Annotated in this window: 28 protein-coding genes and 1 tRNA gene; 20 read left to right on the top strand and 9 right to left on the bottom strand. The window is 66.4% G+C overall.

All coding sequences use genetic code 11. The features are described 5' to 3' along the window. Nucleotides 1–14: 14 nt before the first annotated feature. The 16 genes from EV140_RS09575 to EV140_RS09500 all read left to right on the top strand — a co-directional run bounded on the left by EV140_RS09575 (nucleotide 15) and on the right by EV140_RS09500 (nucleotide 12047). Nucleotides 15–383, top strand: a complete 369-nt coding sequence (locus EV140_RS09575; protein ID WP_130283351.1) for a hypothetical protein — start codon at nucleotides 15–17, stop codon at nucleotides 381–383. Then, nucleotides 380–739, top strand: a complete 360-nt coding sequence (locus EV140_RS09570; RefSeq protein WP_130283349.1) for a hypothetical protein — start codon at nucleotides 380–382, stop codon at nucleotides 737–739. Before EV140_RS09575 ends, EV140_RS09570 begins: the two co-directional genes overlap by 4 nt. Nucleotides 740–754: 15 nt before the next feature. Continuing rightward, nucleotides 755–1045, top strand: coding sequence for an HK97 gp10 family phage protein (locus EV140_RS09565; RefSeq protein WP_130283347.1), 291 nt, complete (start codon nucleotides 755–757; stop codon nucleotides 1043–1045). Then, complete coding sequence (locus tag EV140_RS09560; protein WP_130283345.1) at nucleotides 1042–1461, top strand: hypothetical protein; 420 nt, start codon at nucleotides 1042–1044, stop codon at nucleotides 1459–1461. Before EV140_RS09565 ends, EV140_RS09560 begins: the two co-directional genes overlap by 4 nt. Before the next feature lie 48 nt (nucleotides 1462–1509). Continuing rightward, a complete protein-coding gene (locus tag EV140_RS09555) occupies nucleotides 1510–2091 on the top strand; it encodes a hypothetical protein (protein WP_130283343.1) in 582 nt (193 codons plus the stop codon). An 80-nt stretch (nucleotides 2092–2171) separates the two neighbouring features. Continuing rightward, a complete protein-coding gene (locus EV140_RS09550) occupies nucleotides 2172–2549 on the top strand; it encodes a hypothetical protein (protein WP_130283341.1) in 378 nt (125 codons plus the stop codon). Between the two features lie 65 nt (nucleotides 2550–2614). Then, nucleotides 2615–2908 carry a hypothetical protein gene (locus EV140_RS09545; RefSeq protein ID WP_241971405.1) on the top strand — a complete coding sequence of 98 codons (294 nt, stop codon included), beginning with the start codon at nucleotides 2615–2617 and terminating at the stop codon, nucleotides 2906–2908. Between the two features lie 23 nt (nucleotides 2909–2931). Next, complete coding sequence (locus tag EV140_RS09540) at nucleotides 2932–6252, top strand: phage tail protein (protein ID WP_130283339.1); 3321 nt, start codon at nucleotides 2932–2934, stop codon at nucleotides 6250–6252. After that, on the top strand, nucleotides 6249–7103 hold the full coding sequence (locus EV140_RS09535; protein WP_130283337.1) for a phage distal tail protein: 855 nt from the start codon (nucleotides 6249–6251) through the stop codon (nucleotides 7101–7103). The genes EV140_RS09540 and EV140_RS09535 overlap by 4 nt, the downstream gene beginning before the upstream one ends. Beyond that, a complete protein-coding gene (locus EV140_RS09530; protein ID WP_130283336.1) occupies nucleotides 7094–8206 on the top strand; it encodes a hypothetical protein in 1113 nt (370 codons plus the stop codon). The genes EV140_RS09535 and EV140_RS09530 overlap by 10 nt, the downstream gene beginning before the upstream one ends. 56 nt (nucleotides 8207–8262) lie before the next feature. Then, nucleotides 8263–8826: a hypothetical protein gene (locus EV140_RS09525; RefSeq protein WP_130283334.1), complete on the top strand. Its 564-nt coding sequence runs from the start codon at nucleotides 8263–8265 to the stop codon at nucleotides 8824–8826. A gap of 69 nt (nucleotides 8827–8895) precedes the next feature. Then, nucleotides 8896–9207, top strand: a complete 312-nt coding sequence (locus tag EV140_RS09520; protein ID WP_130283332.1) for a hypothetical protein — start codon at nucleotides 8896–8898, stop codon at nucleotides 9205–9207. Nucleotides 9208–9281: 74 nt separating this feature from the next. Beyond that, nucleotides 9282–10472: a hypothetical protein gene (locus EV140_RS09515; protein ID WP_130283330.1), complete on the top strand. Its 1191-nt coding sequence runs from the start codon at nucleotides 9282–9284 to the stop codon at nucleotides 10470–10472. Further along, nucleotides 10472–11419 (top strand): M15 family metallopeptidase, encoded by a 948-nt coding sequence (locus EV140_RS09510; RefSeq protein WP_130283328.1) that lies wholly within the window; start codon nucleotides 10472–10474, stop codon nucleotides 11417–11419. The genes EV140_RS09515 and EV140_RS09510 overlap by 1 nt, the downstream gene beginning before the upstream one ends. Nucleotides 11420–11449: 30 nt before the next feature. After that, nucleotides 11450–11788, top strand: a complete 339-nt coding sequence (locus EV140_RS09505; RefSeq protein WP_130283326.1) for a hypothetical protein — start codon at nucleotides 11450–11452, stop codon at nucleotides 11786–11788. Nucleotides 11789–11834: 46 nt separating this feature from the next. Then, entirely contained in the window at nucleotides 11835–12047 is a 213-nt protein-coding gene (locus tag EV140_RS09500) for a holin (RefSeq protein ID WP_130283324.1), read from the top strand. Between the two features lie 319 nt (nucleotides 12048–12366). Here EV140_RS09500 and EV140_RS09495 read toward each other — a convergent pair. From EV140_RS09495 to EV140_RS09485, 3 genes are all read right to left on the bottom strand, one after another. Then, nucleotides 12367–12439 (bottom strand) — tRNA-Arg (locus EV140_RS09495). A gap of 12 nt (nucleotides 12440–12451) precedes the next feature. Further along, entirely contained in the window at nucleotides 12452–13342 is an 891-nt protein-coding gene (locus tag EV140_RS09490; RefSeq protein ID WP_130283322.1) for a tyrosine-type recombinase/integrase, read from the bottom strand. Nucleotides 13343–13492: 150 nt separating this feature from the next. After that, nucleotides 13493–13750 (bottom strand): hypothetical protein, encoded by a 258-nt coding sequence (locus EV140_RS09485; RefSeq protein WP_130283320.1) that lies wholly within the window; start codon nucleotides 13748–13750, stop codon nucleotides 13493–13495. Between the two features lie 418 nt (nucleotides 13751–14168). On the opposite strand from EV140_RS09485, the gene EV140_RS09480 reads away from it, so the two are divergent. Continuing rightward, entirely contained in the window at nucleotides 14169–15602 is a 1434-nt protein-coding gene (locus EV140_RS09480; RefSeq protein ID WP_241971404.1) for a pyridoxal phosphate-dependent decarboxylase family protein, read from the top strand. Here the strand turns inward: EV140_RS09480 and EV140_RS09475 are convergent. Genes EV140_RS09475 through EV140_RS09465 form a run of 3 tightly spaced genes read right to left on the bottom strand, consistent with a single transcriptional unit; the run spans nucleotide 15599 to nucleotide 18381 of the window. Beyond that, complete coding sequence (locus tag EV140_RS09475; RefSeq protein ID WP_096422189.1) at nucleotides 15599–16369, bottom strand: hypothetical protein; 771 nt, start codon at nucleotides 16367–16369, stop codon at nucleotides 15599–15601. The two genes, EV140_RS09480 and EV140_RS09475, sit on opposite strands and share 4 nt — an antisense overlap. Nucleotides 16370–16395: 26 nt before the next feature. Next, nucleotides 16396–17373: an EamA family transporter gene (locus EV140_RS09470; protein ID WP_130283318.1), complete on the bottom strand. Its 978-nt coding sequence runs from the start codon at nucleotides 17371–17373 to the stop codon at nucleotides 16396–16398. After that, a complete protein-coding gene (locus EV140_RS09465; RefSeq protein ID WP_130283316.1) occupies nucleotides 17374–18381 on the bottom strand; it encodes an aldo/keto reductase in 1008 nt (335 codons plus the stop codon). Nucleotides 18382–18417: 36 nt separating this feature from the next. Here EV140_RS09465 and msrA point away from each other — a divergent pair, with 36 nt between their 5' ends. From msrA to ssb, 3 genes are all read left to right on the top strand, one after another. Further along, on the top strand, nucleotides 18418–18945 hold the full coding sequence (gene msrA / locus EV140_RS09460; protein ID WP_130283314.1) for a peptide-methionine (S)-S-oxide reductase MsrA: 528 nt from the start codon (nucleotides 18418–18420) through the stop codon (nucleotides 18943–18945). An 82-nt stretch (nucleotides 18946–19027) separates the two neighbouring features. Further along, nucleotides 19028–19240: a methyltransferase gene (locus EV140_RS09455; protein WP_096422181.1), complete on the top strand. Its 213-nt coding sequence runs from the start codon at nucleotides 19028–19030 to the stop codon at nucleotides 19238–19240. A gap of 168 nt (nucleotides 19241–19408) precedes the next feature. After that, nucleotides 19409–19888 carry a single-stranded DNA-binding protein gene (gene ssb / locus EV140_RS09450; RefSeq protein WP_130283312.1) on the top strand — a complete coding sequence of 160 codons (480 nt, stop codon included), beginning with the start codon at nucleotides 19409–19411 and terminating at the stop codon, nucleotides 19886–19888. 58 nt (nucleotides 19889–19946) lie between these two features. On the opposite strand, the gene EV140_RS09445 is transcribed toward ssb, so the two are convergent. Genes EV140_RS09445 through EV140_RS09435 form a run of 3 tightly spaced genes read right to left on the bottom strand, consistent with a single transcriptional unit; the run spans nucleotide 19947 to nucleotide 23271 of the window. Further along, nucleotides 19947–20597: a response regulator gene (locus EV140_RS09445; protein WP_130283310.1), complete on the bottom strand. Its 651-nt coding sequence runs from the start codon at nucleotides 20595–20597 to the stop codon at nucleotides 19947–19949. Next, nucleotides 20594–22888 carry a PAS domain-containing hybrid sensor histidine kinase/response regulator gene (locus EV140_RS09440; protein WP_130283308.1) on the bottom strand — a complete coding sequence of 765 codons (2295 nt, stop codon included), beginning with the start codon at nucleotides 22886–22888 and terminating at the stop codon, nucleotides 20594–20596. Before EV140_RS09440 ends, EV140_RS09445 begins: the two co-directional genes overlap by 4 nt. Continuing rightward, nucleotides 22885–23271 carry a response regulator gene (locus tag EV140_RS09435; RefSeq protein WP_130283306.1) on the bottom strand — a complete coding sequence of 129 codons (387 nt, stop codon included), beginning with the start codon at nucleotides 23269–23271 and terminating at the stop codon, nucleotides 22885–22887. The genes EV140_RS09440 and EV140_RS09435 overlap by 4 nt, the downstream gene beginning before the upstream one ends. Nucleotides 23272–23321 lie beyond the last annotated feature (50 nt).

Below are 23321 nucleotides of genomic sequence, written 5' to 3'. Positions count from 1 at the left end.
CCTGAAGGGGGGCGATGGAGATGATTCGACCCGACGACATCCCTGGTGTCGACGAGGATGTTGCTCGCACGATCATCGTGGCAGCACGCTCCATCGCCCCCTGCATCGACTCGTTCCCGGACGAGAGCGAGGAACGCAAGAACGCCGTCGCGATCCTCCGGCGTGTGGCCGCGGAAGCCCCGCCTGCAGGAAGCCGCAGGGTTCGCTCTCAGCGAATCGGCTCCGCGGCGGTCGACTACTGGAACGCCGACACGTGGTCGCCTGAGGACCGCAGCCTGCTCCGCTCATTGTGCGGGCAAAGCGCGGCCCCCAACGCTCCAGTAGGGAGCTTCCCCGAGGGCCGACCCATTCAGCGGCTGTGGCCGGAAGGACGCCACTCGTGAACTTTCCCGCCGGACGAAAGGTGTACCGGCTGCGGGCGAGACCGGTCCTGGACCCGTACTCGAAGAAGCCGATCTCCGCCGACTGGGCCGACCCCCTCGTGCTCGAACTTCCTGCCTCCTTCGTCGCGCAGACGTCGACGTCGATGCTGGCCGGCGCGAGTCGCGAGCAGGCGGCCGAGTCGAAGTCGCTGTTCTGCGATGGCTCGTTCGACGTGCAGAAGGGTGACCGCATCCGGGACGGAGAGCCCGGCGCACCGGTCTACACGATCGATGGCATCCCGCCGGCAGCCGACACGAACCCGTGGACCAATTGGACGCCACCTCGAGAGATACCGCTGACCCGATACGTCGGCTGAGCGAAGGAGTGGACGATGGCCAGAAGCGGCCAGACCAAGGTCGAGTTCAACCCCGGATACTTCGAGACGGTGCTTCGGCAGTCGAAGGTTGAGCAGCTCACGGATGACGCCGCGAAGCGTGCCCTGAGCGCGGCGCGAGCGAACGCACCCGTCGACACCGGCGCCTACCAGCGCGGCCTTCGCCTCGAGCATCGCAACTCGCGTTTCCGTCGCACGTCACGAGTTGTCGGCACCGACCCGAAAACGCTGCTCATCGAGTCGAAGACGGGCACGCTGGCCAGAGCGCTAAAGGCTGCGAAGCGATGACAGTCAGCCCTCCTGATCTGGAGCTGTGGCTGACGGAGTACGTCCGCGCTGCCGCGGCGGCCGACAGCCTCGACGTCGATGTCGACAACAAAGAGCCCCCTGAACTGCAGTTGCCATTGCCGCGACCGCTGATCGTCATCCGGGATGACTCCGGCCCCCGCCTGGACCACACCACTTTCGACCGGTCGATCGGCGCGACGGTCCTCGCTGGCACGCGCCTGTTCGCGAAGCCTGCCGGCGACATTGCGCGGTGGCTGTCGGGCGTGCTGAACGACGAGGCCATCGTCCTCGCACAGGGAAGCCCGATCGCCGCCGTCGACTGGAGCGGCAGCAACGGACCGTTCGCGGTCCCCGAACAGCTCGACGTCGCACGGCAGTACCAGACCGCGCAGTACGTCGTGTCCGGCTCGTGGTGAGCCGGAAATCACCCATGAGCCCGCGGGAGCGGGAGAAGGAGTACCAACATGCCCGCGGATAGCCAAGGGAATGATCTCGGCGCAGTCGCCGTACCCATCACCGGCATGGCCGCCTTCGCGCCTGCCGCAGCGGAGAACGTCATCGCGAAGGCAGACCTGGGCGCCAGCCCGCTCGTGCTGTCGACCGCGTTCAAACGGCTCGGCCTGTACAAGACGGACGGCGGTCCCGCCGCAGCTCGCGAAAGCGGCGACGAGATCGAGTTCTTCCAGAAGGGGTACACCCTCGCCGGCGACGGTGAGCGGATGGTCACCATCGGACTGGCCGAACAGAACCCGACCGTCCAGGCGCTCATTGAGGGTGTCGAGCCGGACACGAACGGTGTGATTGAGGTGTCGTCCTCGCTGCCCGACAACCGGTTCATCCTGCTCGTGGTCACCCGCTACCGCAACGGTCACGAGAAGCGCGAGATCGGCGTCGCGTCGATCACCTCTGTCGAGCCGGATCAGTCGACCCGCGGTGAGGTCGAAGGTCAGAACGTGACGTTCAAGTGGCAGGAAGACCCGCTGTTCAACGACGCGCCGTTCTGGCGTTGGGGCCCCGCAGCCCCGGTCGCGCCTGCCGGCGTCTGACACAGACGACTGGCCGGGGTGTTTTCGGGTCGCCCCGGCCAGTCCACACCCGAACCCGATAACCCGAATGGAGCCCCACCATGGCAACACGCACCAAGCCCGCGCCCGAGCCCGAAGAGTACGACTTCGACAACTGGACCGAGGACGACGAGACAGCGGCCCTCGCCGCCCTCAAGCCGGACATCAAGCACATCATCGTCGAGAAGAACTTCATCGGCCGCTTCCCGGACGGCGTCATCGTCAAGATGCCGCTCTCGCTCAGCCTCGACGACGTCGACGCGCTGCAGGAGGACGCCGCCAACCCCGTCGACCAGTTCAAGACGCTGCTCAAGCGTGTCGCCGGTGACGACGTCGCGGCGGAGTTCTCGAAACACGACCTCGCGGAGACCGTCATCATGGCGGACCGGTACTTCACCGTGTTCTCGAAGATCTCGCAGGCCTCCTTCCCGGAATCCTGAGCGTCGTCCAGCTGATCCGAGAGCACCGCGGAACAGTCGCACGCACCCTGCGTGAGACATTCAACGTGGGGCTCTCGGACCTGGGCGACGCACTCACGTGGGGTGAGGCCAGGAGCTTGCTCGAAGAAGCGGCCGCTGATCCTGGCACCGCGCTTGGCGCGCAGCTCGCTGGGTGGGCGTACCCCGCAAACATGCTCGAGCTGTTGAACCTGACCGCCATGATCGGCGACGCGAAAGCCTCCCGGAAGGTCATGCCGTGGGCGATGAACTCGCCCCGGTCGAACGCACCAAAGGCGACCACTGAAGAGGTCGCGATAGCCCAGGCAGAGCTCGAGGACGGCATCGTCTTCGCAAGCTAGCCGCTCAGCCCTGTGGAGGTGTGATGTCGTCCGAGGTTGGCTCTGGTCACATCAGCATCTTCCCGGTGATGACCGGCTTCAAGTCGCGTGTCACCAAGGGCACGCAGGAGGCCGGCGCGGCTGGTGCGAAGTCGTTCGAAGGCGGCTTCAAGGGCGCGGGTGCGAAGACGGGTCGCTCGCTCGGCCGCGACATGAAGTCGGCGTTGTCGTCGTCGGCGGGCAACCTCGGCGCGGCCGAGCTCGGCAAGCTGAACGCCGGCGTCGCGGCGGCCTCCGCCGCGCTATCCAAGGCGCGCCTGCGGCAGCAGGACGAAGCCGGCAAGGTGCGGGTTGCTGAAGTGCGTCTCCAGGAGGCGATCGAGAAGTCTGGGGCGGGCTCCGCGCAGGCTGTGGCAGCTGAGGAGCGCCTCGCGGCCGCTCGACGCCGCCACACCTCCGCCGTCGACGCTGTCACGGCAGCCTCTGCGCGGCTCACCGCTGCGCAGGAGGCCGTGCGGGTTGCGACGACCGACCTGGCGTCCTCGACGGACGGCACGACCGGTGGACTCCGCCGCATGGCGTCCGGGTTCCGAGACGGCTTCCGAGACGCGAACGCGGCGAAGTCCTCATTCACCGGCGTCGCCGGGTCGATCGGTGGCGTCCTCCGCGCAGTATCCGACGTCAGTGGCTTGACGCACTTCGGGCGCCTCGCGCGGTTGATGGCTCAGCAGGCATACACGTCGTTCACCTCCATGGCGTCGATGGTGGGCGGCCGTCTTGCGAGTGTGTGGTCGTCGACGAGTCGTTGGGCGATGAGCGTCGGTTCCGTAATCGGCAACGCCTTCGCGCCCGTCGGTCGCGTTCTCAGCACCGTCGGTACCGCCATCGCGTCACCGTTCATCCGGCTCGGCACGAACGTCGCCGCGTGGATGCAGCCGGTCACCTCGCAGGTGACGTCGCTGTTCTCGAAAATCGGCGCAGCTGCGGGCCCGGCGGTCTCGCGGATGGTGTCGACGTTCGGGACAGGCGTCTCTCGACTTGCCTCGTCGGCAGCCTCGGGGTTCCGTTCGGTCGTCGACGCGGCGGCTCGAGCTGGCGCTGCTGCGGGGAAGGCTCTCGGCGACGGCATCAAGAACGTCGCGACCGGAGCGGTCGCTGCTGCCGGCGTCGCGGCGGGCATCGCCCTCGGGAAGGGCTTCTCGCGCCTCGCCTCGATCGACACCGCGCAGGCGAAGCTTCGCGGCCTCGGCAACGACGCAGGCACCGTCACGGCCATCATGGGCGACGCACTCGCCTCCGTGCGCGGAACCGCGTTCGGACTTGGTGAAGCGGCAACTGTCGCCGCGGCCGCCGTCGCGGCGAACATTCTGCCGGGAGAGCAACTTCAGGGACACCTGAAGCGGATCGCGAACAACGCGGCCGCAGCGGGCATGTCGATGGAGGAAATGGGCAGAATCTTCAACCGGGCCGCCACGCAGGCCAACGGCGTCCAGAACGACGTCATCGGTCAGCTCGCCGACCGCGGCATCCCGATCTACCAGGCTCTCGCGGACCAGCTCGGCGTCACGGCCGGTGAAGTGTTCAAGATGGCCTCCGAGGGCAAGGTCGACTTCGAGACCTTCTCGAAGGCGGCAGAGGTCGCCGCTGGCACCGTCGCGGAGGAGATGGGCCGCACTGTGCCCGGCGCGGCGAAGAACTTCTTCGCTGCCATGGGGCGTATCGGAGCGAACGCGCTCGAGGGCATCTACGGCAAGATCGGTCCGCTGATCCAGGCTGCGACGTCTGCCCTGGGGCCGATCGAGGAACGCGCGAAGGCGTTCGGTGATGTGCTACTCCGGGTACTCGGCCCCGCCATGGACTGGGTGACCGACCTGCTCAACCGAATCGGTGAGGGCACCGGCATTGCGGGCACTGCGCTCGAAGGCCTCTCGGGCATCATCGGTCCGATCGGTGGCGTCATGGCCGCGCTCGGCGCCGGCGGGCTGGCGAGCGTCCTCGCCCGTCTCGGGCCGCTCGCGGCGCTCCTGGGCCCGCTGGGGCCCATGTTCGCGGCGTTGGCATCGCCTCTGGGGCTTGTGGCCGCGGGGTTCGCTGGCTTCGCTCTCACGGGTGCTGATGCGTCTGGCCTGGTGTCGAGCATCACGGGGATCGTCTCGTCCGTGGTGAGCGCTCTGCCTGGCCTGGTGGCCAAGGTGGCAGAGTTCGTGCCGCAGTTGGTCGAGTCGATCCTCGGTCAGGTGCCGGCGCTCCTTACCGCGGGTGTCGAGATCGTCGGCGCCCTTGTCGATGGACTCATCACTGCGGTTCCGGTGATCATCACCGGCGCTCTGGCCATGGTCGACGGACTCCTGTCGGCCATCGTGTCGAACCTGCCGAAGATCATCGAGGGTGCCATCACGCTGGTCCAAGCGCTACTCCGTGGGATCATCCAGGCGGTGCCGCTCCTGATCGCTGGCGCTCTGCAACTCGTTGATGGGCTCCTGTCCGCAATCGTGTCCAGCCTGCCGATGATCATCGACGGCGGCATCGAGCTGCTCATGGCGCTGGTGCTCGGCATCGTCGGCGCCCTGCCCGCTCTGCTTGACGCGGCGCTCAACCTCGTCATGGGGTTGCTCGACACGATCATCAAGAACCTGCCGAAGATCATCGAGGGCGGCATCCAGCTGCTCCTCTCGCTGGTGCAGGGTCTGGTGAAGGCGCTACCGCAGCTCATCCGAACCGCGATCGACCTTGTCATCCGGCTGGTCACGGGTCTGCTCACGATGCTGCCTCAGCTCATCCAGGCCGGTATCGAACTGGTGGTGGCGCTGATCGTGGGACTGGTGAAGGCCATTCCTCAAATCATCGCGATGCTCCCCGAGATCATCGCGGCGATCTGGAACGGCCTCGTCGGGGTCGACTGGAAGAGCCTCGGAATCGAGATCGTCCGGGGCATCATCAACGGCCTCCGCTCCATGATCGGCGCCGTCGTCAGCGCGATCACGAACGTGGCCAGTGCCGCGTTCGATGGGTTCAAGTCGTTCTTCGGGATCGCCTCGCCGGCGAGACGGATGATCGGCCCGGGTCGGAATGTGGTCCAGGGAGCTGCTCTCGGTGTCGATCGAGAGCAGGACACGCTCGAGGAGTCGATGCAGGACCTCGCTCAGCGCGGCGCCGAGGCTTTCGAGTCTCAGATCGGCCGCGTCTCGGGTGACCTTTCGCTGGCCGTCGCGCAGAGCCGCGTCCCAGCCGGCGCAGTGCCCGAGGAAGGCAGTGGGGGCTCGTCTGGTGATCTGAGGCTGCGAGACATTGTGCTGCAAGGAACGGATCCCTACGTGCTCCTGTCGATGCTGAAGCAGGAGATCGAAGGGGGGTTGCTGCCGTGAGCTCAGTCGAGATCGACGGACTTCTGTTTGAGGGCATTCCCGGTTCACCTCCTAGCGGCCTGGTCTACACACGACTGCAGGGCTGGCAGTCGGGGCCGCCGATGCGAGACGACGCGGAGGGCCGCGCTGACAGTGACGGCGCGTTCCCGGTGGAACGCGCTTTGCGGTCAGCGCGCGTGCTCCGTTTCCAGGGAGCGTTGGTCGCACCCACGCAGGCAGAGGCTGAACAGTTGTGGGCGCGCTGGGCGGCCATCCAGAGTGATGGTCGCCCCTTCCCGCTCACGGTGACGGATTCACTCGGGCAGCGGACCTGCATGGTGAGCCTGTCGGGTGAGCCCGAGGTCATCCCCATCAACAACCGCAAGGCACGCGTCATCGGGCGATTCATCGCGCACGACCCGGTGAAGTACGGGCAGCCGCGCAGCGCCAGCACGGGCTTGCCGGTGCCAGGCGGCGGCCTCGAGTATCCGCTCGGGTCGCCGTCTGGTGCACTGCACTACGGAAGCAACGGCAATCTTGGGCGCGTCACCGTGTCGAACATCGGGACGGCGCCGATCTCGCCACGCATCCGGGTGACCGGCGGGCTGACACTCGGGTTCGAGGTGGTCCGCTTGGACACCTCTCAGCGGCTCCGATACGACCGCATCGTCCCGGAGGGAACCGACGTCCTCATCGACTGCCGCACTGGTGGCGTGCTGATCGATGGCACTTCGGACGGCTCCACGTATCTGACCGTCGCGGACTTCTTCCAAGCCGGTCGCGGCGAGTCCTTCGAGGTCCAGTTCTTGGCTCTTGGCGAGTCGATTGGCGCACCAACGATGACTGTCGAGTGGAGTGATGGGTGGTGGTGAAGTGGATCGTCGGTGACCTTCTCACCGGGCAGCGCATCCAGACCGTACCCGTTATCTCGGGCACGTGGCGGGACACGCTCAACGATGCAGGAGCTCTCTCTTGCACGGTGACGCTCCGCAATGAACAGGTGAGGCGGCTGGGCTTGCAGGAGTCCGCGAAGCCGGGCAAAGCGTTCCTGGCCGCTATCGAGGGGGATCTGGTTCTGCAGGCGGGACCGATCTGGATCCACGACTTCGACAACGACACAGGTCGACTGACGATCCAGGCTTCCGGCATGTGGTCCTACTTCGATCACCGCGTGCTCATACCGGTGCTCGCTGGTTTTCTGCCTTCGAGCCCGAGCGCGGATACGAACCTCACTTCTTCTCTGCAGGGGATTGCTCGCACGCTCGTCGCGCAGGCTCGGAGCCACACGGGCGGCGCTGTCCCGGTGATCCTGCCGGCGGCGATCGCGGGAACCAACGTGCGCAACTACGGTGGCGGCGACCTCGGGATTGTGGGGGAGCGACTGCGCGAACTCACGCAGGTTGAGAATGGCCCTGACATTCGATTCCAGCCGCGGCTGAGGCCAGACAAGACCGGCATCGAGTGGGTCATGCAGATTGGCACACCGACTCAGCCGCTGTTGTTCTCGCAAGTGCGGCCGACATTCACGATCGGTCTCGATGGCTCGTCTGTTTCGCGGCTCAGGATCAAGGCCGACGGCACACGGTTGGCGGGCCGCGGATTCGCTTCTGGCGGCCGAGCAGCTGACGACGTGCTCGTCGCGGTGTCGGAAGATGCGACGCTCGGCGTTCAGGGCTTCCCCCTGCTCGAGGTGGTGGATTCGTCCCACGCAACAGTCTCTCGCATCGAGACTCTGCAGAGGTATGCCGCCGAGGTCACGACGCTCGGTCGGCGTCCGCTCGAGACGTGGTCGGTGCGGCACGAAACCGCGCAGAGACCGTTCCTGTCGGGATTCACGGTCGGTGACTTTGCGAAGGTTCGGGTGCGGAACAACTTGTACCTGGAGAACCGAGACCACAGCATGCGCATCATCAGCAGATCCGGAGACAACCGCGGCCGCAGCGTCGACCTGGAGCTCCAACCGGAGGTGATCTGATGGCCGGAGGGTACGCGGCACCACCACCGGGCAACGTCGGGGAACTCACTGAAGCCGTGAAGCAGCTCCGCAAGCGGGTGGCTGAGCTGGAACGGCCCACGGGTACGCAGAATGCTCAGGCGGTTGCGGCGTTGCAGGTCGCACAAGCGGAGCTTCAAAAAACAGTCGACACCCTCGACGGCGTAATCGACCTCATCGCACGAACACAAAACACGGCCGGGCGAGGATTCTCCGAAACGTTCGCCCTCACCACCACATCAACAACACTCACCTCAACAGTGTTCACCGCACCCAACTACCCATGCCGGGTCACGTTCACCGCAAGCGCGATCGTCGCCGTGTTCAACAACTCCGGCGCGGCCGACATTGCCTACAGCACCATCGAATACCAAGTCAGCGGCGCGGCAACAGTGAACTCGCAACGCGCATTCGCCGCGCTCGGCACTAGCGGGTTCGCGACCCTGAACACGACCATCAACGGGTCCGTCGTGATGCCCGCATCGGCAACAATCACGTTCCGCGTCCTTGGGAACTCCCAAGTCGGCCCATGGTCTCCCGCGCCGGGAACGAACGGTGCAGAAGTGTACTACCAGGCCGTCGTCGAACCGATCATCCCCTAACCAATTCACTGCATCTACCCTCACCAACCGGTTGAGGGTTGCTGTCGCGCCCACATTTAGGGGCCCCACATGACTGCACAGCCTGGTCTTGGCATCACCGGTAATGGTGTCGGTGTCACTACCCCGATCGCGCACCGCCTCGCACAGTCAGGCCTCGTCGCGAAAGCGGGCGGCACCCCCAACCTTGTCCGCGCGGGCGTGTTCTACGACGGCACCGTCAACATCGTGACCGGCACGGCAGGAATGATGTTCTACCCGGCAGGCGAATACACCATCAGCCCTGTGGTCGCTCGTGTCGGACTCTCTGCCGGGTCACCGTTCCTGCACTTCATCAACGCCGGCCCGATCCGGCTGACCGCTTCGGTCATCAGCACGCTCTGACCTTCACGGTCGCTGTTCGGTTCTCTCCGCCCCGGCTATCGGGGATTTTCCCCATGCTTTGAGGAGGCACGCTCATGACCGTTTCGAAGGGTCTCGGCACATACGGTGACGATGAAGGAGTTGTCACTCCCACCGACCACAAGCTCGCACAACTCGGGTTGATCGCGAAGGCAGGGCTGACGGACAACACGATCCGGCCCGGTTTGTTCTTCGACGGTCGGAACAACATCGTGGTCGGAACCGCTGGCATGTCCTACGACGTGTTCCCGTTCACGGCAGTGTCCTCGCGCGGCCCGGGTCTCGGTGCTGTCCTGTTCGCGAATGACGGTGTCGTCAACGTGCCCACGACCGCAGCGCCGGGCGCGAACTCGCGCATCGATGTGGTGTACGTGTGGCAGCGCGAGTTCGCACTCGATGGGGGAGCGACTGCTCCTGAGATCGGTGTGCTGCAGGGCACGCCGGCATCTTCACCGACTGCGCCGTCGCTGGCTGCATTCCCGGGTGCTATCGAGCTGGCGCGCATCACCGTGCCCGCTGGCATTACGGCGACGAACTCTGGTGCCACGATCACGCAGACCTCCCGGTTCACAAGTGCCGCGGGAGGGGTGTTGCACGTACGGACCGCGGCTGAGCTTCCGGCTCAGGCGGTCCGGAACCAGCTCGCCGTGGCCACGACCGCGCCGAGCATGTGGAAGTTCAACGGCACGTCGTGGTCGCTGCTGCAGACCGAACCGTACCGGTGGCCAGACACGGCGGCGCGGAACGCTGAGACCGGGATGCGGGCTGGTGACACCGGCTATCAGGTTGACCAAGCGTCAACGTGGGAGTTCGACGGCAGCACGTGGATCGAGACGACCCGCGCGCTCCGATACTTCGCCGGCACCCAGTCCCTGAACAACAACACGCAGACAGACCTGCAGTCGAACACGAACACGGGCGGCTTCGGCTCCACGATGAGTCCGGGCACGAACGCGATCGTGATCAGCCGGGCAGGCTGGTACCGCATCCTTGCGACCGCGAACTTCGCGACCAGCAGCACCGGTTCTCGGCTGCTCGAGATCACGTTGAACGGTTCCGTTCCGTCTCCGCGGCTCGCCGTGAGGGCGCCCGCGGCTGCGGCGTCCGCCCTCACTGCGTCGGGTGTCCGGTTCTTGCCGGCCGGTACCGTCGTTCGGGCGCAAGGATTCCAGGACTCCGGCGGCACTCTCTCCGTCGTCCACACCCTCAGCGTCGAGCTGATCCGCGGCGGAACCGCGCCAAGCTGATGAGTCTCGCTTGGGGCGGCCACCAGAACGGCCGCATACCGTTGACGGCCCTCTCACCGATCGGTAAAGGTGCGCTACCCGGCGGGATGCAGTTCGGCAAGCAGCAGTACGTGCACCACACCGTGGCCAGAGCGTGGCAGGCGCTCGTGCGCGCTGTCGCGGCCGAGACCGGGGTACGTCTCCGTGTGAGCGAGGGGTACCGCGACTTCGCGCTGCAGCAGCACTACTGGAACACCCTTCCGTTTCCGCAAGCCGCAACACCCGGCACGTCGAGCCACGGTTGGGCTCGCGCGATCGACATGTACGGATACACCGTCTCCGCACTCCAAGCCGTAAGGCGCATCGGGCCCACTTTCGGGTGGTCACTCGAGACCGGCGATCGCGTGCGCGAGCCGTGGCACATCGAATACGTCGCCTCGCTGATCAGTCCACCCGACTTCGCCGACGACGGCACCAACCCGATCCGTCCACCCGATGAGATGAGGCTCCCCATGACCGTTCGCGTATTCCGACGTTCCGACACGGCGATCGAGGAATGGTCCCGTGTTGGCGACACCATCACCTCGACTGCTGGCGACGGCTTCGAACCCACGACCGACCGTGCTCGCGCCGAGGCGTGGATCCGTCAGTACGGGCCCGCAGCCGACTTGCCTCGATCGACGTACATCGCGACGCAGGAGTACTGGGGCAACCAGTACCGGGCTCGCGTGAAGCGTGAAGAGGAGATGATCGCGAAGCAGATCGATGCAGTGCTCGCCCGGGTCACCCGCAACGCGATCAACCAGCACACCACCGACCGCGCGGCCGAAGTCATTGCCGAGGTGAAGAAGGTGCAGACGGGCGGTTCCGGTGGCTCCGTGGACCTGCAGCCGGTCCTGGACGCGATCGCTAAGGTGCCGACCGCAGCGCAGAACGGTCAAGCCGCCCGCGACGCGATCGTCAAGTAGTCCCTTCCCGCCTTCGGGAGGGGGCACCACATGACCGAACAACTCGTCATCGGCCTGCTCACCCTGTCGGGCGTCGTGCTCACCGTCGTCGGTGGAATCGCGGGCGCTGTGATCGCCTCGCGCGGACAGAAACGCGTCGGAAACATCGCGGCGAAGGCCGCCACCGACGCCGCCAAGCAGTCCAACGAGCAACGAATGATCGACCAGCTACAAGAGGAACTCTCCCGATACCGCGACCAGACAGACCAGCGCCTTGAACGGCTCGAGTCCGAGAACCGCGCCTACCGCGACTTCATCTTCATCCAGCGCGACCACATGAAGAACCACGGCGTCACCCCACCACCTTGGCCCGACACCCTCCCTCGATGAGCGGTTGCCATCGACCACGAACAGACCCCCAAAAGGAGCACACATCATGAGTAAGTACGCATCGAAACGGTTCTGGGTAGACACTTTTGACCGATGCTTGGCGACAACCGCGCAAGCCGCGATCGGTGTCCTCACCGCAGGCGTGACCGGCCTGCTTGAAGTCGACTGGGTTCAGGGCGCATCCGTCGCCGGACTCGCCGGCCTCGTGTCGGTGTTGACTTCTGTCGCGCTGCGCGGCGGCAAGGAGACCGCAGAGTGAGCGGCGGCACTGAACAGGGACGAGAACCGTTGCGAGTCGTGCGAATAGGTGTCACACGTTCCTGCGTCGTGTAAACATTCGACGCGAAAGTTCACATGAACGGTCTGCGGTTGCGCGGACGAACTCACAACTGCCAACGCGGGAGTGAGCCTCGGTCGTAGACGTACGACCAACCCCCCTGCATCATCGGAGCAGCCACACGGGCTGACGGTGACGCAGGGGGGCCTTTTTTGTCGTTGGTGGGCGGTACACTGATCGCATAGCTCCCCACCGTCCTCCGGGCCTGGTGGGGCTTTTTCGTGCGTTACGCGGCGATCTGCGCCCCCGGCAGGACTCGAACCTGCAACCACCGGATTAGAAGGCCGATGCTCTATCCATTGAGCTACGAGGGCTACCCGCACAGGCTACCCGGCCCGATTCGCTGGCGCTCGCCGCAGGTCGCTGCGGCCCGCTGGACGGGTCGGCACACTCACTCGGGGTAGTCGCTCCATCGCCGCTCTGATTCGGTCCTGAGAGGGCCGCACGTAGGCGCGCATCGATTGCCCGTCCGAGTGGCGGAGTGAGTGTTGCACGTCGATCGAGTCGGCTCCGAGCTCAAGCAGGGTGGTGCCGTGCCAAGCCCGCATCTGATGGGCCCGGTGAGCGATGCCGGCGCGGCGGAACGCGGCGCAGAGCGTGTTGGACACGGACTTGCCTCGCACGTGTTCGCCGGGGATGAGGCCCGGGAACCACCAGTCGTCTCGCGGGTAGTCTTCCGCGATGGCGTGCTCGAGCACGATCGAGTGCAGTGGGCGTGTGACGATCTTCCTCCCCTTGCCCTCGGCGGTGAGGATGGTGCCGGCGTCCCAGTCGATGTTGTCGCCGCGAACGGCGGCGATCTCCGACGCTCTGAGGCCCTGGTAGCTGTACAGCAGCACCTTCATGACGGTGGGCCCGTAAATGCCGGACTGGAGCACGTTCTGAATGTCTTCCGTGCTGACCGGGTTCGGCTCAGTCGGCTCGACGCGCGGCCGCGGCAGACGAGCGGCGGGGTTGTCGAGCCGGAGACCCTCGTCCTGCATCCACGTGAAGAACGTGTGCAGCGTCGACCGGTAGTTCTGCTTCGTCTTCCCGGTCAGGTCTGGTCGGCCGAGAAACAACACGAGCTGCTGCTTCGTGATGTCGAGGATGCTCGCCGCGCCGGTGTGGCGGAGCATCGCGCGGATGAAGATCCCGCGTTCTCGGATGGTGCGTTCGGTGCAGTGTTGGGCGCGCATGTAGGCGGCCCAGTAGTCAATGATTTCGTCGGTGTTCATGCGCTCTCCTTCCGTTACGTGACGCCCTTTCAGTCCATAACGGTCGGCGCATGCTTTCCAGCCCGCCTTCTGGGACTTACCAGTGCAGACGTTGTTGTCTATGCAGGCGGCGGCGCACCCCCTTCGGGTGAGGGTGCGACGCCGCCAGGTCTAATCGAGACCGCGCGTGAGCAGCGGCCGCTTCACGCCAGGCTTCCTGGCGCACGCCGGGCACGTATAGCGCGCTCCGGTGCTGCCGTCGAAGTCGTGCACGAACTCGGCAGGGTAGGGCGTCACCCACCAGCCCAGGCTCATCGTGGTGATGTCGAGCGGCCCCTCAATAGGACGCGACTTCCGGCCGCAGTACTGGCACACCATGCTGATCCGCCCTGAGGCGTAGATCTTCACGTTGAGCGGTGCCGTGCTCATCGTGCGCGTCCCTTTGGTCCACTCGTGCCGCGACCACGAGGCGCGCGCGGTGGCCGCGTCGAACCCAGATCCTGCATCCGGCGCGGTGGTCGCACATCCGTGGCCGAGTAATCTCTTGGTCGCAGGTTCGATTCCTGCCGAGGGCGCGTAACCCCAGATCTCGTGGGCGTTCTCATCTCTTGGTCGCAGGTTCGATTCCTGCCGAGGGCGCAGCGTTTACTTCTGGTTGCGCCGCCGCTTCTGCGTCGCAACGCGCTCCGCGCCACGAGCGCGGTCGCGGCGCTCCACTTCCTGCCGAGGGCGCGCTCACGCAATCTCGTACGCTTCCAAACGATCCTGACTAGACTCAGGCCTGCCACCCGGGGTGGCGGCCGATCCCGCGCCGCGTGCCCCGTTCATCCACACGAAGGAGTGCGGTGTGTCGTCCTCGAAGCGCGCCATGACGCTGGCCGAGTTGGTTCCCCAGGTCATCACGGGAATCGAAGACCTGAAAGCGACGTACGGAACGTGGGAGGCGCATCCCGCGACGCACGCCGACCCGACGCAGGTCGAGTCGGTACTCGGTGAACTCGTCGAGCGGCTCGACGTCGATTTTCCGTACTTCCACCCGCAGTATGCCGGGCAGATGCTGAAGCCGCCGCACCCCGTCGCGATGGCGGCGTACATCGCGGCGATGCAGATCAACCCCAACAACCACTCCATCGATGCGAGCCGCGCGACGACGCAGATGGAGCACGAGGTGCTCGACCAGCTCGCCGCCATGTTCGGTCTCGGCGCCGACTACATGGGTCATCTCACCTGGAGCGGCACGACCGCGAACCTCGAGGCGCTGTGGGTGTGCCGCGAGATTCGGCCGGGCGCGGCGATCGCGCACAGCGCCGACTCGCACTACACGCACTCCCGCATGGGTGAGGTGCTCGGCATTGACACGGTGAGTATCCCCACCGAGTCCGACGGGCGCCTGTCGCTCGACGCGCTCGAGGAGCAGCTACGCAGCCGCGAGATCGGTGTCGTGGTGGCGACCCTCGGCACGACCGGCCTCGGGGCCGTCGACCCGCTCGCCGACATCATCCCGCTTGCGCGCGAGTACGGCGCGCGCGTGCACGTGGATGCAGCGTACGGCGGCTTCTTCACGCTTCTGCAGGGCGAGCTCGCGCCCGAAACAGCCCGCCACTACGCCGCGATCGGCGAGGCCGACAGCGTCGTTGTCGACCCGCACAAGCACGGCCTACAGCCGTACGGCTGCGGGGCGGTGCTGTTCCCGGACCAGTCGATCTTGCGCTTCTACCACCACGAGTCGCCGTACACGTACTTCGCCTCCACCGAGCGGCACTTCGGTGAGATCCAACTCGAGTGCTCGCGGGCCGGTGCCTCGGCCGCGGCGCTCTGGGCGACCCTCAAGGTGTTCCCCCTCGACATGTCGGGTCTCGGTGCGATCATCGCGCCGGGCTACCGCGCCGCGCAGGCCTGGCACGGCCTCATCAGTGACAGCGAGATCCTGCAGCCGTACCAACGCCCCGAGACCGACATCATCACGTACCTGCCGCGGGTGGAAACAATGCGTCAGCTCGACGAGGTGTCGCACGCCATTTTCGAGATGGCCGCGGCTCCCGCGCGCCCGCAGCAGACACACCTCGCGACGTACGTCGTGAAGCCCGAACAGTTGCGGATGCGCGGCATCACTCTGAAGGACGACGCGCCCACCGCGCGCATCATGCGCAGCGTATTGATGAAGCCCGAGCATGAACCGCTGATCCCCGAGATGCACCACCACGTGTCGATGTGGTCGCGCCGCGCCTACGAGCGCATACTCGCCGGGAAGTCCGCCCTGGCGAGCGCCGCGGAGGCTTAGGAGTTCTCGTCGCCCTCGATGCGTTCGCGAACCGCCGATGCCGGCTTTGGCGCCGGGGCATCGTCGCTCGGCGCTGAGGGCACGACCGCGGGTGGGGGAGCGAAAGCGAGGGCAACGGCCTCCGAGTTCGACGCCTCCGCGGGCTCCGATTCGGGTGTCGCTGGCGCTGGCGTGACGACGGCGGGTGCCGCGACCGTCTTTTCGTGCTCGGCTTGCGTGTGCCCGCGCTCCCACTCGACCTGTTCAGCGACGAGCTTCTGCTCCTCCGGGTCGGCCTCGTACTTCCAGCGCTCAAGGTCCGCGCCGAAAAGCTTCTTCGCCCGGCGGGGCTTCTCGTTCCATGCGATCAGTCGGTCGCGGTACTCGGCGAGCAGCTGTTGGGCCTGGAAGGAGAACCCTGCCGAGTTGCGCTTCATGTCTTCCAGCTGGTGGGCCGACCAGTTGGCGGCGAGCGCGGCACCCGGAACGGGCAGCAATCGGATGCGCGTCTCGGCTTCCGCGATGAGGTGATCGACCTGCACGCGCTCGATGGTTCCGATCGCATTCCAGCCGGCGGCTTTGCGCCCGGCGAGCACGAGGCCCTGCACCGCGGCGGTGAGCGCATCGCGCTGGTATTGCGCGATCACCCGTTTCGACGCCGCGCGGCCGATCAGGGCCGCGATAATGCCGGCGACGACGATGGCGACGGCGGGCACGACCGAGCTGAACAGCACACGCTGCCCATCGTCGGTGGCCAGCCAGGTGAGTAGATCGTTCCCCCATTGCATGGGGTCAGGCTACTCCCGCTCAGGGCTCATTCGCGGGAGGCCTCGCGGGTGTGGATAGTCGTGATCGGACCGGTATCGAGCGCCAGGTCGGCGTCGACGACCGGACGCTTTCCGACGCGCGCGGTCTGGGCGAGCACAATGCCGACGAGCACGGTCGCCGCCCCGAGAACCTGCACGAGCGCGAGCGTTTCGCCAAGCCACACCCAGGCAACGGCGAAGGCGAAGATGACCTCGCTCGAGGCGACGATCCCGGCCGCCGTCGCGGGCAGGTGGCGCAGCGCGGCGAGGCTCAGCAGGAAGGGGGCGAACGAACCGAGCACGACGTTCCACAACAGCGGAATCAGCATCGGCACGCTGAGCTCACCGAGCACTCCACCGACCTCGACCGGTGTGACGAAGACGCCGGGTTCGAGTTCCCACCATCCACTGACGAAGGCCCAAAAGACGGCGGCGATCAGCATCGTCCAGAACGACACCGCCAGCGGCGAGGTTGTCGCGACCTGACGCTCACCGACGAGGAAGTAGGTGGCGAGGCAGACGGCCGCCGCGAGCGCGAGCAGAACGCCGACGAGGTTGAGTGTGCTCGACCAAATCTGGGCAACCACGGCAAGCCCTACGAGCACGAAACCGATGGCAACCCAGAGTCTGGCCTTGACCGGCTCGCGGAAAATGAAGAAGGCCACCAGCGCGACGAAGAGCACCGCGAGGTACTCGAGCAAGAGGGCGATGCCCACCGGCAAGAGCTGAACGGCAGCGGCGTAGGTGGCCTGCAGCAGTGCGACGCCAACCACGCCGAGCACGATCAGTACCGGCCACTGCCGACGAGGAACCCGGAATGCCCGACGCTCAATGAGGAACAGCACCACGCCCGCGATGAGCGCGGTGCCGATGAGTCGGAACTGTGTGACCTGGGCGGGGCTGAGCCCGGCTTCCATCGTCAGCTTCGTGACGCTCCCGTTTGCCCCGAACAGCACAGCGGCGATCAGGGCGTAGAGGTACCCCACCTAGCGCCGGGACCCAGTGCCGTGAACCGCGTGCGGCTCGATCAGGGCGAGAGTGTCATCGTCGAGCGGATCGCTCCCCAGTGCATCCAGGTTGTCGTCCAACTGCGCGACGCTCGATGCGCCGATGAGGGCGCTCGTCACCTGCGGGTGCCGCAGCACCCACTGCAACGCGAGCTGAGCGAGGCTCTGGCCGCGGTCCGTGGCGATCTGCTGCAGGGCGCGGGCGCGCTCGAGGTAGGTATCGTCGATGTGATCGGGGGTGATCCAGCGACCCTCTGCGGCGCGCGATCCGTCTGGCACGCCGTTCAGGTAGCGGTTGGTCAACAGGCCCTGCGCGAGCGGCGAGAAGACGATCGAGCCCATCCCGGTGTCGCTGAGGGCGTCGAGCAGGCCGTCTTCGACCCAGCGATCGAACATGTTGTAGCGCGGCTGGTGAATGACGAGTCGGAGCCCCAGGTCGAGCGCCACGTCGTAGGCCTCGCGCGTCTGCTCGGCCGAGTAGTTCGAGATGCCCGCGTACAGCGCCTTGCCGCTCTGCACGGCACTCGCGAGCGCGCCCATCGTCTCCTCGATCGGGGTTTCGGGGTCGGGTCGGTGCGAGTAGAAGATGTCGACGTAGTCGAGCTGCATGCGCTGGAGGCTCTGATCGAGCGACGACAGCATGTACTTGCGCGAGCCCCACTCGCCGTACGGTCCCTCCCACATGTAGTAGCCCGCCTTCGTCGAGATGACGAGCTCATCGCGGTGCTGCGCGAGGTCGTCGCGCAGGATACGGCCAAAGTTGATCTCGGCACTGCCCGCCGGTGGGCCGTAGTTGTTTGCGAGGTCGATGTGCGTCACGCCGCGATCGAATGCGCGCCGGATGATCGCCCGTTGCGTCTCGAGCGACCGGTCATCGCCGAAGTTGTTCCACAGTCCGAGTGAGATGCGGGGGAGCCTCAGCCCGCTGACCCCGCACCGGGCATAGTCGAGGCGGCTGTAACGATCAGTGGCGGCGACGTAGCTCATGGCGTCACTCTAGCTTTGCCTGCGTACCATGAGCGCATGCGTACCTTTCACCTCGCCGGCGGTTGCTTCTGGTGCCTGGATGCGGTCTACCGCGTGCTCGACGGAGTCGAGGATGTGATCTCGGGTTACACCGGCGGAAGCCTGCCGAATCCGAGCTACGAGCAGGTCTGCGCGGGCACAACCGGGCACGCGGAGGCGGTGAAGGTCGTGTTCGACCCCGAGATCATTCCGGCCGACGTCATCCTGGATATGTTCTTCACCCTGCATGACCCGCGGCAGCTGAACCGTCAGGGGGCCGACATCGGCACGCAGTACCGCTCGGCGATGTTCTACGCCGACGACGAGGAGCGTGCGCTGTTTGAGTCGGCGATCGCGCGCGCCGACGCCACCTGGGGCGGCGGAATCGTGACCGAGCTGTCCCCGCTCGGCTATTGGTACGACGCCGAGGAGTACCACCAAGACTTCTTTGCGAAAAACCCCGGTCAGGGATACTGCCTGGCGGTCGCTCTTCCGAAGGTCAACAAGATACGTCAGTCGTACGCTCCCTACCTTCGCTCCCGCTGACACCCCTACCGGCCTCGGTGCCGGAGGAGTACCGTCGATGAGTGCACCGAGTACGTCCCTGCGTGACGAGTAAGGAGCACCGATGACGAACCACACTGTCTACGACCAAAGCTGGGTCGCGACCGGCTCGGCGGGCACCGTCGGGTCGATTCTGCGGCACGGCGACGAGTTCTCGATCCGCGTTGCGGGGAAGGACGAGCTTCGCGGCCCGTTCGACTCGTTGGATGCGGCAAAGGGTGCGTTGACGGCCTCGCTCGGCCCCGGCGCCGATCGGCCTGAGTTCCGCGAACACTAGGCGCTTTCCGGCGTCCCTCCTCCCCACGCGGCGGCCGCGTCGCGGCTTCGACACTTCGCGGCTTGTGCCGCCGCCGCACTGCGGTGCGCGCCGACACTGTGCGCGGACGCCGGGCGTTCCCGGCACGAACCGTCCGGCGTCCACTCACACACCCATGAGGAGGACACCATGACCGACACCATCACCGTGACGGGGCTCGTCGCCACCGAGCCGCGCCACATCACGACCCAGAACGGGCTGACCATCACCTCGTTCCGGCTCGCGTCCAACCAGCGCCGCTTCGATCGCAGCCAGAACGCATGGATCGACGGCGACACCAATTGGTACACCGTGACCGCTTTCCGTCAACTCGGGATGCACGTGGCATCGAGCGTGCGAAAGGGCGAGCGCGTCGTCGTGGCCGGCCGCGTCCGTCAGCGCGACTGGCAGAGCGACACGAACAAGGGAACGACGATCGAGATCGACGCCGACACGGTCGGTCACGACCTCACCTTCGGCCGATCGACGTTCACCCGCACCGTGAAGGCGGCGTCGACGACGTCCGCCGAGGGTGAGGGTGCGCCCGGCGCCGAGCAGCCGACCGGCGCAGAGACGCAGTCCGCGCCCGAGCCTGTTGCGGCAGAGGTCGAGGCCGGCGCGCCGTTCTGACGGAGGCCGCCCACGCTTGCCCCGCGCTGACCCGAACGGTGCGGGGCGAGTTGCCGCCTCAGCGCACACGAATGTCGCCGCGCTGCCACATTCGTACCGCGGCGACGCGGGGGTTCGCGGCGTCGCTCGTGTCGATGCCGAGCGCGTCGAACAGTCGATGCAGCATCGTCTCGACCGCCCGAACCGACGTTCCGCGGTGATCGGCCAGGGCCTTCGTCGATGCGCCTTCCGCGAGCATCCGCAACACCTCAGCCTGGGCCGCGGTGACCACCGGGATTCCCTCGTCATCGATCGGCGGCTCGACGTCGCTCGTCGCGCCGCTGATGGCCCGTTCGACGGCGCCCCGCAGTTCGTCGATTGCCCCAAGCTTCGACTTCACCAGATACACCACGGAGTCGGGAATGAGCTGCGGGTTCGGCACGGCCAATTCGGGGGAGCGGTGCGAGGTCAGCACCACCAGCCCAATCCACGGAAACTCGTGGGCGACCTTCGCCAAGAGGTCGGCACCCGTGCGGGTCGTGCCGAAGTTCAAGTCCGACACGAGCGCGTGAGGGTCGCCGGTGGCGACGTGGTGAAACGCCTCCTCGACGGTGGTCGCCGTGGTCACGGCGTACCCAGACGACTCGAGCGCGCCCGCGACGAGGGAGATGGTGAAGGCGTCGTCGTCCGCGACGACAACGCGCAAGTGTCGGGCGTCGGGGGCGCTCATTCCGTCACCATACCGTCGACGCGGTGCTCGAGCAGGGTGTCCCGCACCGTGGTGAGCAGCATGCTCGTCGTGTACGGCTTCGGCAGGAACCTCGACACGCCCATTCCGACCGCGCGTGCCACACCGCCGTTCGAATTGAGCCCGCTCGCCGCAATGACCGGAATTACCGGGTGCTCCTCTTCGAGGTGCGCCGACAGTGCAGCGCCGTCCATGACGGGCATCATCATGTCGGTGAGCACGAGGTCGACAGGCTCGTCACTGCTGGCGATGACGTCGATCGCTTCGCGCCCGTTCGCGGCCCGCAGGGTTCGGTAGCCGTGGAGCTCCAGCGTCTGGCACGTGATCTGCAGAATGGTCGACTCGTCGTCGACGACGAGGATCCGCTCCCCGTGTCCGCGCGGGAGTAGCGCCTCGGGGCGTGCGGCCGCGGGGCTGTCGGCGCGCGGAGACGACGACACGGGCAAGCCGACCGTGAAGCGGGTTCCGCGCCCCAGCTCGCTGTAGACCTGCATGAAGCCGCCGTGGCTACGCACGATTGCGAGTGACGTGGCGAGCCCGAGCCCCGTCCCCTTGCCGATGTCCTTCGTCGTGAAGAATGGTTCAAAGATCTTCTCCGCGACCTCGGGGCTCATGCCGTGACCGGAATCTTCCACGTCGATCGCCACGTAGCGCCCCGGCATGGCGAGGTGGCTGACGGAGGAGTACGTATCCTCCAAGACCAGTTCCGAACTGCGGATGCGCAGTGTGCCGCCGCTCGGCATGGCATCACGCGCATTCGTCACGAGGTTGACGAGAATCTGTAGCAGCTGGGTCGGGTCGCCGCTCGTCGCGGGCAGACTCGTGTCGAGCACGAGATCGAGGTGCACGCTCTCCGGCAGGACATCTTGGGCGTACGCCACGACGTCGTCGACGAGACGGACGACATCGACCTCGACGCGGCGTCCTTCGACCCCGCGGGCGAACGACAGCACCTGGCGGATCATGTCGGCGCCGCGCTTGACGGCGCCCTCCATAGTTTTCAGGATCTCCCGACGACCCGCGTCGTCTTCCCCCTGCTCGAGAAGCTGCACCGACATGAGAATCGGCGTCAGCACGTTGTTTAGGTCGTGGGCGATGCCCCCAGTGAGGGTGCCGAGGCTTTCCATGCGTTGGGCGCGCAAGCGAGCCTCCTGAGCCTTCTTCTCTGCGGTGATGTCGCTGACGACCGCGAAGATCGACTCGGGGGCGCCCGAGCCGTCGCGGAGCAACTGCCAGCGGCACTCGGCGACCAGGGCGCGGCCCGATCGCGTCCGCTGGTCGAGCTCGCCACTCCAATAGTCGTCGCGCAGTGTGTGAGCGACCGCGTCATCGTAGGCGGCGGTGTCGTCGTACAGCAGCTCGTGCTCAGCCCGGCCGATGGCCTCCGTTGCCGACCAGCCGTAGAGCGCCGCGGCCGCGCGGTTCCAGTAGGTGATGTGACCGTCAAGATCGCGGACGATCATGGCGTCCTTGGCGGCCTCGATGAGCGCGGCCTGTTCGGCCAGCCGCCGCGCCGACTCCTCGCGTTCGTCGCGAAGTCGCTCCTCTTCGGTCACATCCTTCAGGTAGACCGCAACGCCGTTATCGGAGGGGTAGATGGTCGCCTCGAAGATCGCATCAAGTGGCGGGTAATAGTCGCGGGTGATTGTGCGTTCGCGGCGCGTCAACGACGTCTCCAGGGCCGCGAGAAAGCTCGTGCCGGCCGCCTCCGGAAACGCGTCGAGCACCCTGACCCCCTCGAGCGATTCGACAGAAGACTGCAGCATGCGGGCGCCGTCATCGTTGACGAAGGTGAATCGTCCCTCGTGATCGATGAAGAGCATCCCGTCGGTAATGGTGTTCAGCGTTGCTTCCAGTCGCGCCTCGAGCGCTCGAGTGCGCTCTCGTTGCTCCGCGGTCGCCGTGATGTCCCACACAGCGCCATGGGCGCGTTCGATGCTTCCGTCGGCCCCCCGGGCTGCTTCGCCGATCGTACGAATCGTCAAGAGCTCCCCGTCGGTGGTGCGCATAGGGGACTCGATGTCGAAAGGTTCACCAGCAGTGAGGCACCGTTCGAGGTGAGCAGCAACGACCGGGCGCCACTCCTCGGGATGCAAAGTGAAGACCGTCGCGAGGTCGAGCGGTCCGCTCGGAGGCAGGGCGAGTATCGCCCTCGCTTCGGCGCTCAGCTCCAATTGGTGGGTCCGCGCATCGACGGACCACCCTCCGAAACGGGCCATTGTTCCGGCGATTCGCAGCAGTTCTGGACCGTCCGGCGACTCGTTCGCACTCATGGGGTGCTCGCCGACGGAGTGCCGAGCAGGTGGCTGACTCGACTCCGTAGTTCGTCGAGGTCTATCGGCTTGCGGGCGAAGTCGTCGATGAGGGGCGCCTCGCTCGCGGGTACTTCGGTATCGCCGCTGAGGATCAGGATGCGCGCGTCCGGCGCCGCCTCCCGCACGAGTGCGATGTTCGCCGCGAGTCCCGGCCCTGGGATCGAAATGTCGAGAATGGTGAGGTCGACGGCGCCGTCGTCGATGGCGGCGGCGAGAGCGCGCGAGTCGGCCGCCTCGCGGACGGTGAGCGACATCGACGACAGCGCCATCCGCAACACGGTACGCACCAGATCGTCGTCATCGGCGACGACCACGGTGGCGGGCCGGTCGGGTGCAGCCATGGTGCCAGTGTAGGCGCGGCCCGGACGTAGCGCACCGGACAGGCGGCCGA

Source organism: Microcella alkaliphila, assembly GCF_004216855.1.
Taxonomy (GTDB): Bacteria; Actinomycetota; Actinomycetes; order Actinomycetales; family Microbacteriaceae; genus Microcella; species Microcella alkaliphila.
The sequence above is the reverse complement of the archived record's forward strand: the minus strand, read 5'-3'. Positions and strand labels throughout refer to the sequence as shown.